Below are 16,213 nucleotides of genomic sequence, written 5' to 3' on the forward strand. Positions count from 1 at the left end.
AAAAACTACGGTTCTCAACTTAAATCGCGTTTAAATTCTTATTTTTCTGAAAAAGATTCCTAAAAACTGCCGTAAAAATAGAATGAAATAGCCCTAGGTTTTTATTAATCTAAAATTCCGTCAAACTAGGAATTCACTACTGGCTGAGGAACTACTCCGGTGTTCCGGGTTTCCACATTAGGCAAGCGAGTAGCAGTTAATAGCGGTACTTCTTGTCGGCACGACAGGCAAAACCAATATAGTTCACCATGTCGGGCATGGCGCAGGAGGGAACCACCGCAGCATGGGCAGGTGTTGGCTCTCGTACTCATACTAATGTCCTCCTAAAAAAAATTATTGTTTAAGTTGGATAAAAAAGCAGTTGATTAAAAGTGGATCTTAGCTGCATAAATCCGACCATTCGATTCTATGCGGTCTTTAATAATTTGTCTGTAAACACCTTCATATCCGTTAACCATTTGGCTAACACTAAAGTTTTTTCCTACATGTTTTCGACAGGTTTGACGATTGAGTTCCAAAGCTAGTGGAATCATTGCCGCCATTTCTGCATAGCTATTGCAGATAAAACCTGTTTTACCGTGGGCAATCACTTCAGGTATAGAGCCGAAATTCATGGCAATGACTGGTGTACCAGTTGCCATTGATTCAATCATTACTAACCCAAAAGGTTCTTGCCAGCTAATCGGGAAAAGAGTTATGGCAGCATTGCCCAGAAGTTCAGTTTTTTGGGCGTGGTTCATTTCGCCTAGATATTCAATTTGCTGACCATCTATAAGGGGGGCAATCTCTTGTTCAAAAAACTTAGAGTCTTGGACATCAAGCTTTCCTGCCATCTTTAAGCGCCAACCACTCTGTTTAGCAATAGCGATCGCATGTTGGGGGCCTTCCTCTGGCGAGAAACGACCTAAAAATGCCAAATACGAAGATTCTGACGGTTGGGCTACGAATGGATAATTTGCTAGCTCGATTCCGTTATAAACCGTGTCAATATAATTTAGATCGATTTGACGCTGCGAGTTACTAATGCTGACATAAGGTTGCTTTTTGGGGTAGCTAAATGCGTGACGGTTATCCGTTGTAAAATCATTGTGCAGGGTATGCACTGTAGAAGTTGCTGTTATCAAACTCGCTAAAGCTAATGCCGAAATCCCTACATGAGAATGGATAATATCGAATTGGGCAGCACTCTGGTAAACTTGGCTTAGTTCTAGCATTTCGTACACTGCATACTCTTTGACATTTGGATCTAAGCGCAATGCCCGTGGATAAACTGCTTCTAAATTAGCCAAAGTTTGAGAATCGCCAGAGGCAAATAAGGTTACCTCATGACCGCGACGAACAAGTTCATCAGTCAAGCGACTTACTACCAGTTCTATTCCTCCATAATTAGGAGGTGGAACCCTTTCCCATAAGGGGGCAACTTGAGCGATTTTCATAAGTTTTTTTGGTTCAGTCTATGAAATTGTCCTCAATATAATGAGTTGCATGATTATTTTATGAGGAAAGAGCATTTGTACTTACTCTTTTGACATTTAAATTAACCTAACAGGCTACGAAAAGCGCAATAATGGTTAACGTTGCTGTAAACTTTTTACCGACAAATCTCATGAACTATTGGCAAAACCCAACCCTGAGCTATATTTCTAACTTAAAGTAAATCAATTACTTATTGCATCTGCCTTGGGGATCATAAAGAGGTAGAATATTTTGTAACCTAACTTACAAAAAGGAATATTTTGTAGCTAAAACTACTAAAATCTATCATGGGATCAAGCCATTAAAGCTTGGTTTAAATGTAATTGGTAAATGCAACAGAAATTATAAATATTAAGTAACTGTACAATAATTACATAATTTGTAATTATTAATTTACAAAAAATCCTGATAACTAATGAAAATCGCTACTTGGAATGTCAACTCAATTCGCACTCGTTTAGAACAGGTTAACGATTGGTTAACTGCCAATCCAGTTGATGTTCTCTGCTTGCAAGAAACCAAAGTTGTGGATGCCGAGTTTCCGCGATCGCCTTTTGAGCAGTTAGGCTATAACCTTTATATATCAGGACAAAAATCTTATAACGGCGTAGCCATAATTAGCCGCCAGCCACTCGTAGACGTAAGTACTGGGTTTAGGGCGATTTTGCCAGATTTACACCACGAATGGGATGAGCAAAAGCGGGTGATGACAGGTGTAATTGATGGTATTCGGATTGTTAACTTATATGTTCCCAATGGTGCAGCAGTCGGAACTGAGAAATATGAATACAAAATGCGCTGGTTGACAGCGCTACACGAGTATTTACGATTGTTGGTGCTGTCAGAACCTGCAATTTGTGTGTGCGGTGACTTCAATATTGCTCTTGAAGATAAGGATATTCACGAGCAAGTGAGTACAGAAAATCACATTATGGCAACAGAAGCAGAGCGCCAAGCCTTAAGGGATATCCTGAAATTGGGATTTGCTGATGCTTTTCGCAAATTCACCACAGAAGGCGGAAATTATAGCTGGTGGGATTATCGCGCCGCCGCTTTCCGTCGCAACTTAGGTTGGCGGATTGACCATCACTATCTCACACCTATTTTATATGAGCGTGCTACAAGTTGCATTATAGATGTCGCGCCCAGAAAATTAACCCAACCCAGCGACCATACGCCGGTAATTGTGGAATTTTGAATGGGGTATTGGGCAGGGTGAACGCATCTTTTTTACTAATAAAAACTAAAAAAAATGTCAAAATGATATAAGTAATCTTAAAAATTGCTATGATTATAAATAAAAAAATCAAAAAAAAGTCAGAATATGAATTAGCTTCTTTCTAGATAAATCAATATCTACTAATACTAAAAAAGCTTATTAATTGGGTACAGAAAAGTATGCTTATCTAGATAAAAAGCGAAACTTTCACGTAAAATATTAAGTTCAATTTTTGATATACTTTATCGTAAAATCACTGGTTTAAGACCCCTACATCTACATGTAGCATCATTTTGAGTTGGGGTTAAATCCCCTATTTGCAGTTAACCGCCGTTAATTCCGGGAAAAACTCCTTTGCGGCACAAGACACTAACATCGGATCTTCAATAGGGGGATTCGTTTTTGCAACAATGTGAGCAGCAGTAACTTTTTTGAGAGTCCATTGAAAATCTTCTTTCTTATTATTAGCAATGCTTTTTACTTGAGTGTAAAAATATTCGCCACGAGTCAAACGATTAGAACCTTGTTGTGCATCGCACTTATAGGTATCATGCTTATCCGATAAAGGTTTGTTATCTTTTGTGCCTAAAATTATTGTCATTGGTGAGCGGAATGTGGGTTTCAAGTCCACAGATGGCAATTGATCTCCGGTTTCTTTATTGAAACCGCAGGGATAGTCCCTATGCTCATCGGGTATTATGTACGACCCAGCCTCTGCGGCGATCGCCTTTTTGATATGTGCATGGGGCATAAAGATCACCATTCGATGTACGAACTGTGCGCCAGCAGAGTGACCATAGAGATAGTAATTGGTTGCGTTGACTTTGGTGCTTTTTTTCACGAAGTCAAAAATATTTTCAATTTGAGTAAACGCCCATTGGTTTCGAGGATTTAGAATCTTTAAATCTTCTGTAAACATGTTACCAAGATTATATCCTGTAGCTAATGGATAGCGATTTTGCTTAAACTGGGGAGCAAGCAGGATAAAATTTGGATTGTCGCTCCCCAAGCGATTGTAGATATTTCTCCAGTCATTTCTATAATCTTCAGCATTCCGTTGTTCGCCATGCATGGCGAATACCACTTTAGTATTTGCCTCCAATTGATTAGGTAGGTAGTAGTAAACAGGGATAGAGAAATTGCCAGATTCAACCTTATAAAGGAAACAACCCTCTCCTTTTTTCAACACCCTTAAAGTACAATTATTATCTGAATGTGTTGAGATTGACCCAGATGCGTTGACAAGATGAGCAAAATCAAAGCATAGGAAAGCAATTGTAATAAAAGCAAACAACCGTTTCATGAACCAAAACCTCTTAGATGGCAGATACAAAACAAGGTGCGTGAGTAGTCATTTTCTAATGTAATTATTATACAAAATATGATTTTTGTAGTATTAAGAAAGTTTCAATCCCTAATAGGGATTTTGATGAATTGCAATGGAATACCATTAGGGAAGGCTTTATCGATTTCACGTTTCAATCCCTAATAGGGATTTTGATGAATTGCAATATGATTGCATACTAGGGTTATAGTCAGACTATTCAAGGTTTCAATCCCTAATAGGGATTTTGATGAATTGCAATACAACTGCATGAGGTAATGTGTGCCATTCAGCCTGGTTTCAATCCCTAATAGGGATTTTGATGAATTGCAATTCAACAAAAGCAATTAATAGAGCGCACAGAACGCGCCGTTTCAATCCCTAATAGGGATTTTGATGAATTGCAATTTTGGTGCCTGTTGAATAATATTTAGCCATGCGATTTTTGTTTCAATCCCTAATAGGGATTTTGATGAATTGCAATGCCGCCTTCCACTTAGTTAAATTTGCAAAATCCTTAGTTTGGTTTCAATCCCTAATAGGGATTTTGATGAATTGCAATCCATTAGTTAGAATCCTTGTTAGCTCTTGCTCTGTTTCAATCCCTAATAGGGATTTTGATGAATTGCAATACTATTGCGAGTCGCGCTAGCTAATCGAGTAAATCCTTCGTTTCAATCCCTAATAGGGATTTTGATGAATTGCAATACAGCGCAAAATTAGCACAGTGAAATGGACGATTGAGTTTCAATCCCTAATAGGGATTTTGATGAATTGCAATACCAGTAGTTGAAAATTTTGATCACCTAATAATTGTTGTTTCAATCCCTAATAGGGATTTTGATGAATTGCAATTGCCATCGCCGCGTCCTTGAAGACTAGTAACAAGTTGTTTCAATCCCTAATAGGGATTTTGATGAATTGCAATCTTGAATGATGGTGATGATACTTAGTAATAATTAAGTTTCAATCCCTAATAGGGATTTTGATGAATTGCAATTCATTATTGGAAATTAATTGACTCCCGGTCAGTCTGTTTCAATCCCTAATAGGGATTTTGATGAATTGCAATTAGAGGTAGTTATGAACTCAGCCGCCCGATCGCAGTTTCAATCCCTAATAGGGATTTTGATGAATTGCAATGGCGGGAGCCTGAAACCCAAGCTATATTTAGTTTTCAAGGTGCGGTTGCGCGATTCAAGGGCAATCATAGCATTAGAAAATTCGTTTGGAAAGAGCGCCAGGAAAATTTAAAGGCTGAAATTGAATTTTGATAAGCATTTCAGAGGTTGCGCGGATGAGGATTAGGTGACTAATAGGTTGAAAGCCTTGCTGGAGTTGGGATAGAAGCATTTTTTTGGGGCTGTGGAATTTGTACACCTACCCTTCCGCGCATTTGAGATGCAGAAACTTAGCTAGAAGAAGACTCAGCAAAGAAAATTGTTTCATCTCGTGGCTGTTCTCCGCCAATGCGTTCGACTTTTCGCTGACAACAGCCACAGAGAAAATAAAAGCGCACGCTATCGGTATCGGGTTTAATCAATTTAGATAAACGCGATCGCAGTTTAGCATACTGAGTGGGAGTGATATCGCATTCAAACACACTCAGTTGCATCCATTGTCCGTAAGACTTGAGAACCGAATGGATTTTTGTCCGACGCTTATCTTCGGGAATGTCGTAGCTGACAACAATATACATGGGGGAGATGGGGGAGAATAACTAATTATTTGAGAATTAAAGGGGGATATTTATCGATTTGGTTCATGAGGTATTTACTTAATAACCTCGCTTGAATTTCAAATGATTCTTGGTAGGTACATTTGTTTCCCATGACTGGATGTTTGAAATTCGATAGTTTCTTTTGTTGGTAGGCGCGAAGAAATGTATGCAATCCTTCTTTGGTTAAATTCACAGCACCACTGAGCGGTTCGATGGTAAAGTCAGTTAAGGTTAGCGATCGCTTGTTAATCAGCGACAACACTACAGCATCCACTATTAAAGGGCGAAATTCTTCCATCAAGTCCAAGGCTAGGGAAGGTCTACCATAACGCTCGACATGTAAGTATCCTAGATAAGGGTCGAAGCCGACAATATTTAAAGCACTTTGCACGTCATGACGTAGTAAGGAATAGCCAAAACTCAATAAGGCGTTAACTGGGTCAGTTGGTGGGCGGCGACGTCTGGCTTCAAAGCGAAATTCTGGGGTTTTGATTAGCTGTTGAAAACAACCAAAATAGGCTGCACTACCAGCACCTTCTAAGCCTCTGAGGGAATCAATATTGTTAGTCTTTTCAATTGGTGCGATCGCGTTTTCCAATCGAGTGATGTTATTATTCAGATCAACATCAGGATGTTCTCGCTGAGTGCGAAGTAAGCTATGGCGGTAATTTTTCAATTTACCCCGCACAAATCCTCTGACTAAATGTATTGCTGGTTCTGATTCTCCCACAGCTTGCCATTGGGCTTTACGAACAAAGATATTTTTGGTAACTTCGGGTTCTAAACGCCCTAAATATCGTCCGTTTTGTGTGAGAAAAGTTAAACAAATGTGACGTTCTAAAAGTTCACTGACAACGGCGGGAGAAATAGTCGCCCGTCCTAGTACTACAATTCCTTCTATTTTAATTAAAGGGATATCCAATATTGTTTTTTGTTCAGCTTTGACGGTAAGACGTTCGTCAACTTTCCCGATAAAAGCATCGGCTTGTGTTACGTAAAGTGTTCCCATTTTTGATGATTCCTAGTAATAATTAGGGCTGAAGCTAAGAAGATGTTTGACAAGTCTTAGGCGAATATAATTCGCTACTACACAAGCTCTCGTCCACCTCCGTGGACTAATAATCAAGGTATTTTCTAACCCACGGAGGTGGGTTTTGTCTGTGTAGCCGCGAATTCTATTCGCCAGGGGATGATTTAATTTACTTCTTGATAACTTTTGACTTTATCAGTTGCTTTGGGCAAACATTGCGAATAAAGGCTGCATCCTTGGCAACGTTTGCTGTAAACTGGTTTTGGCATTGCTCCTGTTTCTAGAAGACTTGTGACAGATTGAATAGTAGTAATCGCACTGTTTCGTAACTCTTGATTAATCTCTACTAATTGCCGTTGATGAGAGTGGGCATAATAGATATATCCAGTGTTAACAGGTTCTCCTGTCATCTCTTCTAAACATAAGGCTTGGGCGCAAACTTGCAACTCATCGTTATCCCATTCGCCTTTGCGTCCCCGTTTGTATTCCACTGGATAAACTTGACCAGATTCGGCTTCAATTAAATCAGATTTGCCGATGAGTTTATATTGCTCAGACTTCAGCCAAATTGCCCGAATCTGCCAAGTTTCTCCGCGTTGTACATCGCTTGTAGTGTGGACGCGATCGTGTAATGTAGTGCCTTCAATTGTGTATTGATTATCAGTAAATTCACCTGCACAAAACATCCGCCAACAGCGATGCGGACAATAGGCATATTGATTCAATGCCGCAATAGAAATATATTCGATGTTATTTGTCATTAGTTTATAATGATTGTGAAAATTTATTATCTGTCGCAAATTAAATTTGTGAACTATTATCGACTAGCGCCATAGCCCGCCCAGAAATAAATTTCAGAGGCTCATAGCCCAAGTCCATTAAAATGGACTAAAAATAGTTATAGTCTTATTCTGAAGGCTTTAAATGGTAAGATTCGGTTTATAGCTACTGTGCGATTAGGGGGAATACATTCGCCGCGTCATTCCCATACCCATTGTTGTTTTTCTGCCGACACCACTATATAAAGCAAAGTCAGCTAAGGCGTTAATTTGCTTAATTTGTATTGGTTCAATTTCTCCCAAAATCTTATAGGTAACTTCGCCAATAATGCCAATAAATTTGCTGCGAGAGTCGGCTAATATTTCTGTGTGAATGTTAACGAAAGAAGGGAAAATGGATTCAATCGCAATCTGAGTAAATTCTATGCCACTGTACTTATTCCAGCGCGAAAGTAGGGAATTAAACACAGATTCTCTGGTAGGAAGGGTAGTATCATACTGTCCTTGACGGAACGCGGTAGGTGTGGAGAAGGTAAGGTTAATGGAAGAATTGAAATCGCTAGCTTCTTCGTATAATTGAGCGTAAGTACTGGCATTTGCCCAAGGTTGAATAGATTGGGGTGTGCCTTGAATGCTGGTAATATATAAGTCAGCCGGGCCAAGATGCCAAGGGCGATTGGGATTAAGATTTAGCCAGAGTTGGGTAAGTTTGCCAAATAGAGTGTCATCTAATAAAGAGATGCGCCACCAACAAGGAGTTCCGGCGGGAATGGCTTGTTGATGTGAGTATTGCAATTTAGATCCGCCCTTACCTCCCTTCAAAAGGGGAGAGTTTGTATTACTAATTTGTAGAGGGGAGAGGGTGAAGGCTTTATCGGCGGTGGAATCGTGCAAGCGATCGCCTAATATGGTATCTACAGAACTAACGAGGGTTAAAAATAGGGCGTGGAGATGTCTACCTGTTAAGAATTGTGGGGGGATAGGCGATTGAGGTAGCAAATTTAACACTAAACTATGAGGCATATTTTCTTTTTTTGGTTGTAGACTGAGTGATTCTTGACTCTACAGTAAACTCAGGGATTTCCTGGAGTTCAGCTTCACTCAAACTATACTGTTCACAAACTAAACTTAGACGATTCCCAGGGGTTTTGACAGCGTTAACCGAATGGGTTAAATCACCTTGAAAATAAACTAAAGTATTGAATTGGGGCTTAATTTGCCCAAGTTGGCGTTTGTGCGATCGCAATACCAGTTCTCCCCCTTCCATATCCCCAGGTACTCGCACATAGAGAACGCTGACAATCGCAGGTGGTTCAATGGTTTTGGAATAGGAACGTAAGGAGCGATCGATATGCGGATCGACGCGGGAGCCTTCTTTTAGCTGTAAAGGATTGAGGTAAAAAGCGTTACAATTTGGCTGGAGAGCTAAATCTAGATAAGGTTTGAAGTAGGGGAACTGCTGCTCTACTTGTGGTAATCCAGAACGCTGAAATACGACAGAAAATCCTTTAGTGGCGACAAAATCGCGGTTGAGGTTGTTGATAGCAAAGTAAGGACAAGCTTGGATTTCTCCCCACAAGTTGTTGAGGTAATCGCTGGGGAAGGCGTTGGGTTGTTGTTGATAGTGTTTCACTGTGGATAGAGGAGCGATCGCTAAATGTGGTATCTAAAATTTTAAAGACTGTCGAGTGATGATAGTAGTATTCTTTTAAGTGAGAAAAACTACATAAGGAGAAAGACCAATGAGAATTGATGATTACAATACAGTAAAGGCACTAACTGAAAAACTTAAAGAGAACTTACCCATTAAAGCACGAGCCGGGAAGGAGTTTTTGAAGACATTAAAGCAAAAAGGTAAAAACGCCGATCCAGACAGAGAATTTGAAATTGATTTCGTTGGCTATTCAGGAGATGAAGGTGGGATTATGTGCGGACTAAAAGAGCCAAATAATCCCGAAACTGAAGAAAAATATGTTTCTTCTATTACTCACCTAAAAATTGATCCTAATCATCCTCTAGCTGCTGAAGTGCAAGCTTATCAACGCCAGCGAATTCGTAAGTTAATGTTGCAAGATTCCAGAGGTTTTAAAGCAGAGTTAATGACGATGGAGCCGCGCAAAAATAAAAAGCCTAGTAAAGGTTTTGGGAAGTAATTAACCCCGAAAGCGATATTCTATCAGAACTGGAATTTTCAAGTTTTGAATGCCATCAAATTGATAGTATTGACCTCGCATTTGGACATTCTGAATTAAGCTAACTGGAGGCATATTCACAACATCATAGCTAATCACTTGATTAGTGAACATCACATCTAAAGGATTTAATGGATGTGTACAAGTGAATATACCTTCAGAAATTTTATGTTTCGGTAATTGTTCAACCGTCACTTCAGCCTTGCTCATCCATTTACCCAAGCGAATCCATTTAGGTAGTTGAAGTTGTTTTTGAGATATGACAAAAAACTCAAATCTACTCTCTGCTGCTATTTCTTTCGCTCTCCCAAAACTAGGGATATTTTTCTGTGTTTTCTCCATTTCAACGTGGTAGTTGTTGTTAGCATATTTCCAGGTATTAAGGATAGAAGAATGATTGAGCGATCGCGCCGGAGTTACATAAATTCCCTGTTCATTGAGTGGCGTTAGATGCTCCTCATATTTTGGCACTTGTTCGGGGCAAAAGTAGCGATATGAATGTTCTTCAGCAACGGTAGTTGAGTAGATTTGGCTATCAACTAAACCCAGTGCATAACAGAGGGCGTAATTATGAATTAGGGCTTCTGTTTCATACAATCGCCCGATTTCACGAGTTGCAAAATAGAGGCTGTCGTGTAGTTCTATTTGACCACGGTAAATAAATACCATTAATCTTTCCCCGCTTTAGCAGCAGTTTTCTTCTTGCTGATATGCTTCTTGGCATAATCTTTAGCTTCTGCATCAGCTTTTTGCAAAATTGTCTGAATTCCTTTCTCGCTTCCTGTTAAAGTCTTGACTTCATTAATTAGGGATACAAAAGCATCACCAATAAAATCTGTATGAACAATAAACTCATCAGCCATTAACCCCTCAATCGCATTTTTCGCAGCAGTAATTACATCATCTTCATCTAGCGGATCGGGAGCATTCAGAGTATTATTAGATTTCATTTGGTCATATATTGCCTGAGTCCAACGCAGGTTACTAGTAATTTCTCCATCAGCAAAGACAACACCGATTAACTCATTTCTAACCCGACCTGTACGGGTGGTTTGCGCTCCATAATGACGAGTTCGCAGAATATTATTAAAAACGTAAAGAAAACTAGCCTCAGTGGGGTCTTTCAAGGTGACAATACTAGGGAAGAAAACTTGCGGTTTAATGTGGTCTTGTTGATTAATTCGACTGGTAACTTCACCAGGTTTAGAACCATTTTCACCCTTAGAAGCCATCGTGCCATTTTCATAAGGAGCGTTGAGGGTAAATGTTTCGTGTGATTCATCAAAAGCTGTAATTGAAAATGCCGTATCTACCACAACTTTTGATTTTTCTGAGCCAGAGTCACCAATAGCAAAACCATAAATGATGCAATCAGGATTATCCATTGCAAAATTCACGTTGTATTCGCATTCTTCAGCCGTCATCAAGCCATAATTACGCAGCAATTCCCGACCGACTAAACGCTCTGGTGTAGACTGTTTGCGCTTGAACATTGACAAACGGCTAATTGTGGTTTTGTCTTTAACTCCTGCTCTTACCCGTGCTTTATTCAGTTCTGCATCTGTCTGGAATAGAGGATAAGATTCAGTAATCCGAATGGTCAAAAAATGAACATATTTACCCATTGGTTTGTAAGGAATCTCAGATTGAAAAAATTTAGATTCAACAGTTTTTAGAATTGCCATGATTTATCTCCAAAATAAGGTTAATTAAGTTAAATCGGCGGTAAAAAACCGCATCTACACAGGTGAAACCCACCTGCATGGGTTAAAAGCACCCATTTTTTTATTAGTTAAATCGGCGGTTAGAAACCGCATCTACACAGGCGAAACCCACCTGCGTGGGTTAAAAACACCCATTTTTTATTAGTCCGCGTAGGCGGACTTTGTTTGTGTAGCCGCGACTTCTAGTCGCCCAGGCTCTAATTTGATTATTCATTTTCATCATTTTCAGGTTCAGCTTTAGATTTTCCTGCATTTTCTTTATCATCTTCAAGACGATAAAGAAATTCACAGGTATCTCGAATTAAGTTGAGTTGACGACCTGCTAAACGAGCGCGATCGCCTGCAAATGATTTATCAAATACCTCCACTACAAAATACTTGGCAAAATCTAGAACAGCTTGCCGTTCTTCCTCTCGTTTGCTCATAATCCAGCGTCCTTCAGCAGTAGAAGAATGAACGCGATCCATGAGTTTAAAAACTTCTGCTGCAACAGCCGCAACTAATGTTTCTCCCTGAAACACACTTGACTCAGCTTTGAGTATAGTTTCAGCCGCAATATCAACTGGTTTCAACACAGCATTAGACTTAGGATTATAACGTTTATTAGCTCGGTAAAATCTGCGATATAAATCTGTTAATTTCTTAGGATGATTCAGACTTGATACTTCTCCCACAATTAATTGCTCCATATTAGTGTCATATTTCACATAAGGGTCAAAACAAGGATAAAAATGATAGGTATAAAGCCGGATTTTCTCAATTCGCGCTGTTTCGATTCCCTGGTTACGTACCCAGCGATTGAGATAAGAAAAGACGTACAATGGACTGGTTTCAAAATCTTTAGCCAGTTCTGTAAATCTCCCCCAGTTGGCATCGTAACCAGACTTACCCTGCCTAGCATTCACATCTAAATGAATGGCATAAGCGGCGGTAAGGACATTTAAAGGTGCTGGGTATTGGATGCCGTTTTCGTTCCAACCTTCGAGGATGTAGTCAAGACGGAAGCGATCGCGCCTTACTAGAGCACGGAAAGCATGAGGCGCACTATCAAGAAAAACGCTTTCCTCAAATTCAGCCCCATCATTAAAGGGTGGAATCGGTGACTCAGAAACCACAGTTTTAACATCTAAAATCATCGGGAAAGCAAACGCTAACCAAGTTGGCATTACCCAAGATTCTGTATCGGTGCTGTCTCTTCCTGGCGGGAGCGCCATGAAGTAAAATGTTAAAGGTTGGTCTTTAGGATAGGAAAGCTTAAAGGTGCGATCCTTGTCACGCTGGAGGTTTTCATCTATTAAGAAACTATCTACACTTTGATAGCGATCGGGCCCCAAATCCGCCTGTAAATCTTTACTGATAAAATGGTTACGAACACTCGTATCAAAGCGAGTTTGAGCAATACCGTTGTAAGCTTTCTGCAAAAACTTGTTAGTCTCTGGGGTAAAATAATAAGTAGGATAAAAGTAGAGATAGCGATATTTCCCATCTTCAAATCGCTTCCCTACAGCTTGAGTTTGATTCATCAATATTTGTCTCAGCATCATCTCCACACCTGCAATACTGGAGATATTGCGTTTAGCGTTAGAACCTCCTAACATTTGCTTGTTTGTATAAACTTGTGGCGTAAATAAAACTGCTGATTCCATTTGCTCAGTAACCGTGTAAGCCGAATGAGAAATTGAGCAAATTAATTGTTTCCCTCTCCCTGCTTTTTTCGCAGCATTGTAATTACCTAACTCATCTAGGAATGTTTGAACTTGAGTTTTAACAGATGACTCTTGATTAATGCCTGGTAACATCACAACTCGTTTTACCCAGAGCCTTAAATCATCCCAACCATCAGGTAATTCATACTGAGAAATTATCGGGGAAATTAAGGTTGCCAAATACTCAATAACTTGCTGACAAGTTTCGCGTACATCTTCAATTCCTGGATGATGTTCTAAATATTTAGCCGCCAGATAATACCATTCATAAGGTACTCCTCCCGTATTTCCTTTTAACTTATTTTCTTTGAGACTTTCATTAATGCGTTGAATTTCTCTAATTTGGGGTAAACACTCTGCTAAATTCCAAAATTCTGCAACTTTGTGAGTTAAATCAAAATCGGGAACTGCTGGCAGCTTTTTATCTTTCTTCCGAGCAGAATCAACGCGATTAACTGTCTCTTCCCAAATCTTCCGGCTAACCAAATCACCAAATTCTGCTATTTGGTCAATGCGGATATCGTCTTCAAATTTGAAGTTATAATCAGCAGATAAAACATTTTGTTGCTGAAACTTATTCAGATTTTCACTGCGACTTTTAGCGACAGAGCCTTTGTTAGGGTTTAAGATGCGTAATGTAGCATCTAAGGCTACTTTCATCAAGCCTATATCATCAAAAAATAAGTTGTAATATTCGGCATATTTCATGCCTTTACCATCTCTACCAAATCCTGTTTGTCTGAGGCGTAATTGACCAGCACAAAGTGATTTAATACTGTTAACTACACGGTCTGGTAAATCTGACGGCGAGATAACTGGAGCATTGCGCGAAGCCAAGTAAATCACGCCTGTTGGCAGATATAACAAAGGTTTATAGTAGGGATGCTCATCGGTATTGAGACTTTTATGAGCCTCAATTAAAGCATTATTCACCACATTAGTTAAAACACCACGATTCTCAGCAATGCTGTGATAAGTAAATTTTAATTGCCCATCACTGAGGCTGTGGAGAATTCCATTTAATGCTTGGTGTTCTGCATCTTGAGGATGTTTAATAACTGAGGAAAGTAAATCAGCTAAATAAGTTAAATCAGCAAGACATATCAGGATGTAATCATCAATTATTGGCTGTAAACCATGCTCAGAAACATTGAGATTTGTATCATTTCGACGCTGGGCATTGTAGGCAATAAATAACAAATCATCTCGATATTCTTGCCATGCTGTTGGTTCATCAGGACTAACAAATTTATCAAGAGCTAATTCACAGACTATAACATCTATAATTTCGCGGTGGGCATCTACAGATAACTTGCGAATGTCTTGTTCTTTATCTTGTCCAATCGCTTTATAATTATCTGGCATTTTAGGAAATAGCCGATAATCAAACTTTTCAAAATCATGTAAAATAAACCCAGCAATTAATAAGCGTCTTTCTTGTTGTTGAATTACCCTTTTTGCAGTAGTATCAAGTTTATTTAGACAACGTTCTATTAAATTAGCTGGTAGTAAACCATTCAGTAAATGAGTATTTAAAGATTGATCACCCGCATTTCTTCGATCAAGTTTTTTCGGCTCTTTTATTTTGTGACTTTTTCCTAAATTATTTTGGTGGAAATTCTCTATATCCTTTTCTCTCTTTTTATCAAGATAATCAAAAAATTTTCCACCTTTAGCTGTAACTCCAACTGCTACCCGTAAAAGATTGGGTAAAACGTAATCACTAAATTCCTGCATAATTAAATCATTGTCATTTTCTGATTTAATTGCATCTTGCAGTAATTTGAGGGTTAAGAGTTCTGCTGATTGTGTTTCGACTTTTAGATTAGATGTTTCTTGAAAGTCAGAATCATCTCCAGACATCCAATCATCATCTAATAGTTCGGAGGTTGAATCATTTTCTGTTTCTGCTTCTAAGAGCGATAGTTGTTGATATTCATCTGATTTCTTACTTTTTTTAGCCATTTTATTTACTCAATAAGTTATACAGCATTATGAATAATCGTCAACATTCATTGAAATCCTTCTAGCAATCTAGCAACTTGTTCTGGATCTGGAAGTTGGTTTTTTAATTCTTGCGGTACCTTGGAAACTATTTGGTAAGTTGCAACACCAATTGGTTTATTAGATTCTTTTAGTGCATATTCAACAATAGTTCTCTGTTTTGATTTACAAAGAATAATGCCAATAGAAGGATTTTCTTCTGGTAGCTTTACCGTGTTATCTAAAACAGCTAAATAAAACTGCATTTTCCCAACATATTCAGGTAAAAACTTACCAATTTTTAATTCTATTGCCACCAGACATTTTAAACGGCGATGATATAATAGGATATCTATAAAATATTCTTCATCATCAACTTCTAAACGGTATTGGCTACCAATAAAGGCAAATATTCCACCCATTTCTTGTAAGAACGGTTGAACTTTTGCTAAAATTGACTCTTCTAGCTGTCGTTCGCTGTGTTCATCTGCTAATTCTAAAAAATTAAAAGTATATTCATCTTTAACTGCTAGTTTTAATTGGTTACGGATATCTGCCGAAATACTTTGATCAAAATTAGTTTGATTAAGCAGAGTTTTTTCATAAGTTTGATTTTCAATTTGGTGAATTAAAACGTTTTTTGTCCAGCCAAACTTCCGAGTCATTCTAATGTAAAACTCTCGTTCTAAGTCATCTTTACATTTTTCTAAAATGACCAAATTGTGAGTCCATCCAATTTCTGCAACCAATGGTTGCAGTTTTTCTTTTTGGCTATATGTGACGTAAAAGTTCCGCATATTCCAGATATTTCGTGCGGAAAACCCACTAATACCAGGAAACTCTGCTTGTAAGTCTTTTGCTAGCTTTTCTACTACTGATTTACCCCAACTAGCATCCTGTTGTTTGATAACAATCATCTGCCCAATATCCCAATACAGGCTAATCATTTCCCGATTAACTGCCTTTAATGCTTCATACTGGGCTGAACGAATCCGTTGTTGTACTTCCATAAGTAGATGTATGTAATCGTCAGAAATGGAATTACTCATAATGACAATAT

At 38.7% G+C, this 16,213-nt stretch carries 14 protein-coding genes and 1 CRISPR repeat array; of the genes, 2 read left to right on the forward strand and 12 right to left on the reverse strand.

Translation table 11 applies throughout. The annotated features are described in order from the left end of the window. Positions 1–125: 125 nt before the first annotated feature. Positions 126–311, reverse strand: a complete 186-nt coding sequence (locus V7K73_RS02865) for a hypothetical protein (RefSeq protein WP_334876949.1) — start codon at positions 309–311, stop codon at positions 126–128. A gap of 54 nt (positions 312–365) precedes the next feature. Beyond that, entirely contained in the window at positions 366–1,436 is a 1,071-nt protein-coding gene (locus V7K73_RS02870; RefSeq protein ID WP_334876951.1) for a glycosyltransferase family 4 protein, read from the reverse strand. Positions 1,437–1,891: 455 nt separating this feature from the next. Here V7K73_RS02870 and xth point away from each other — a divergent pair, with 455 nt between their 5' ends. Continuing rightward, on the forward strand, positions 1,892–2,674 hold the full coding sequence (xth, locus tag V7K73_RS02875; protein WP_334876953.1) for an exodeoxyribonuclease III: 783 nt from the start codon (positions 1,892–1,894) through the stop codon (positions 2,672–2,674). Positions 2,675–3,008: 334 nt separating this feature from the next. Here the strand turns inward: xth and V7K73_RS02880 are convergent, their stop codons facing one another. The 6 genes from V7K73_RS02880 to V7K73_RS02905 all read right to left on the reverse strand — a co-directional run bounded on the left by V7K73_RS02880 (position 3,009) and on the right by V7K73_RS02905 (position 9,181). Continuing rightward, positions 3,009–3,998: a hypothetical protein gene (locus V7K73_RS02880; protein ID WP_334876955.1), complete on the reverse strand. Its 990-nt coding sequence runs from the start codon at positions 3,996–3,998 to the stop codon at positions 3,009–3,011. 101 nt (positions 3,999–4,099) lie between these two features. After that, positions 4,100–5,162: a CRISPR direct-repeat array (repeat unit 37 nt; unit sequence GTTTCAATCCCTAATAGGGATTTTGATGAATTGCAAT). Positions 5,163–5,430: 268 nt separating this feature from the next. Next, positions 5,431–5,718, reverse strand: coding sequence for a CRISPR-associated endonuclease Cas2 (gene cas2, locus V7K73_RS02885; RefSeq protein ID WP_334876957.1), 288 nt, complete (start codon positions 5,716–5,718; stop codon positions 5,431–5,433). 25 nt (positions 5,719–5,743) lie between these two features. After that, positions 5,744–6,748, reverse strand: coding sequence for a type I-D CRISPR-associated endonuclease Cas1d (cas1d, locus tag V7K73_RS02890; RefSeq protein WP_334876959.1), 1,005 nt, complete (start codon positions 6,746–6,748; stop codon positions 5,744–5,746). A 185-nt stretch (positions 6,749–6,933) separates the two neighbouring features. Continuing rightward, on the reverse strand, positions 6,934–7,530 hold the full coding sequence (gene cas4, locus V7K73_RS02895; protein WP_334876961.1) for a CRISPR-associated protein Cas4: 597 nt from the start codon (positions 7,528–7,530) through the stop codon (positions 6,934–6,936). 195 nt (positions 7,531–7,725) lie between these two features. Then, complete coding sequence (gene cas6, locus V7K73_RS02900; RefSeq protein WP_334876963.1) at positions 7,726–8,571, reverse strand: CRISPR-associated endoribonuclease Cas6; 846 nt, start codon at positions 8,569–8,571, stop codon at positions 7,726–7,728. After that, positions 8,561–9,181, reverse strand: coding sequence for a 2OG-Fe(II) oxygenase (locus V7K73_RS02905; protein WP_334876965.1), 621 nt, complete (start codon positions 9,179–9,181; stop codon positions 8,561–8,563). The genes cas6 and V7K73_RS02905 overlap by 11 nt, the downstream gene beginning before the upstream one ends. A 109-nt stretch (positions 9,182–9,290) precedes the next feature. On the opposite strand from V7K73_RS02905, the gene V7K73_RS02910 reads away from it, so the two are divergent. Continuing rightward, positions 9,291–9,701 carry a hypothetical protein gene (locus V7K73_RS02910; RefSeq protein WP_334876967.1) on the forward strand — a complete coding sequence of 137 codons (411 nt, stop codon included), beginning with the start codon at positions 9,291–9,293 and terminating at the stop codon, positions 9,699–9,701. Here V7K73_RS02910 and cas5d read toward each other — a convergent pair whose 3' ends face one another. The 4 genes from cas5d to V7K73_RS02930 form a co-directional block, all read right to left on the reverse strand. Beyond that, a complete protein-coding gene (cas5d, locus tag V7K73_RS02915) occupies positions 9,702–10,409 on the reverse strand; it encodes a type I-D CRISPR-associated protein Cas5/Csc1 (RefSeq protein WP_334876969.1) in 708 nt (235 codons plus the stop codon). Further along, entirely contained in the window at positions 10,409–11,425 is a 1,017-nt protein-coding gene (gene cas7d / locus V7K73_RS02920) for a type I-D CRISPR-associated protein Cas7/Csc2 (RefSeq protein ID WP_334876971.1), read from the reverse strand. Before cas7d ends, cas5d begins: the two co-directional genes overlap by 1 nt. Before the next feature lie 245 nt (positions 11,426–11,670). Next, on the reverse strand, positions 11,671–15,135 hold the full coding sequence (gene cas10d / locus V7K73_RS02925; RefSeq protein WP_334876973.1) for a type I-D CRISPR-associated protein Cas10d/Csc3: 3,465 nt from the start codon (positions 15,133–15,135) through the stop codon (positions 11,671–11,673). A gap of 47 nt (positions 15,136–15,182) precedes the next feature. Continuing rightward, positions 15,183–16,202: a PDDEXK nuclease domain-containing protein gene (locus V7K73_RS02930; RefSeq protein ID WP_334876975.1), complete on the reverse strand. Its 1,020-nt coding sequence runs from the start codon at positions 16,200–16,202 to the stop codon at positions 15,183–15,185. Between the last annotated feature and the right edge of the window lie 11 nt (positions 16,203–16,213).

It is taken from the genome of Nostoc sp., assembly GCF_036916975.1.
Classification (GTDB): domain Bacteria; phylum Cyanobacteriota; class Cyanobacteriia; order Cyanobacteriales; family Nostocaceae; genus Nostoc.

What these genes read in the sequence shown, in the direction of transcription:
- V7K73_RS02865 (WP_334876949.1), bottom strand. Translation starts at nt 311, where the DNA reads ATGAGTACGAGAGCCAACACCTGCCCATGCTGCGGTGGTTCCCTCCTG.
- V7K73_RS02870 (WP_334876951.1), bottom strand. Translation starts at nt 1,436, where the DNA reads ATGAAAATCGCTCAAGTTGCCCCCTTATGGGAAAGGGTTCCACCTCCT.
- xth (WP_334876953.1), top strand. Translation starts at nt 1,892, where the DNA reads ATGAAAATCGCTACTTGGAATGTCAACTCAATTCGCACTCGTTTAGAA.
- V7K73_RS02880 (WP_334876955.1), bottom strand. Translation starts at nt 3,998, where the DNA reads ATGAAACGGTTGTTTGCTTTTATTACAATTGCTTTCCTATGCTTTGAT.
- cas2 (WP_334876957.1), bottom strand. Translation starts at nt 5,718, where the DNA reads ATGTATATTGTTGTCAGCTACGACATTCCCGAAGATAAGCGTCGGACA.
- cas1d (WP_334876959.1), bottom strand. Translation starts at nt 6,748, where the DNA reads ATGGGAACACTTTACGTAACACAAGCCGATGCTTTTATCGGGAAAGTT.
- cas4 (WP_334876961.1), bottom strand. Translation starts at nt 7,530, where the DNA reads ATGACAAATAACATCGAATATATTTCTATTGCGGCATTGAATCAATAT.
- cas6 (WP_334876963.1), bottom strand. Translation starts at nt 8,571, where the DNA reads ATGCCTCATAGTTTAGTGTTAAATTTGCTACCTCAATCGCCTATCCCC.
- V7K73_RS02910 (WP_334876967.1), top strand. Translation starts at nt 9,291, where the DNA reads ATGAGAATTGATGATTACAATACAGTAAAGGCACTAACTGAAAAACTT.
- cas5d (WP_334876969.1), bottom strand. Translation starts at nt 10,409, where the DNA reads ATGGTATTTATTTACCGTGGTCAAATAGAACTACACGACAGCCTCTAT.
- cas7d (WP_334876971.1), bottom strand. Translation starts at nt 11,425, where the DNA reads ATGGCAATTCTAAAAACTGTTGAATCTAAATTTTTTCAATCTGAGATT.
- cas10d (WP_334876973.1), bottom strand. Translation starts at nt 15,135, where the DNA reads ATGGCTAAAAAAAGTAAGAAATCAGATGAATATCAACAACTATCGCTC.
- V7K73_RS02930 (WP_334876975.1), bottom strand. Translation starts at nt 16,202, where the DNA reads ATGAGTAATTCCATTTCTGACGATTACATACATCTACTTATGGAAGTA.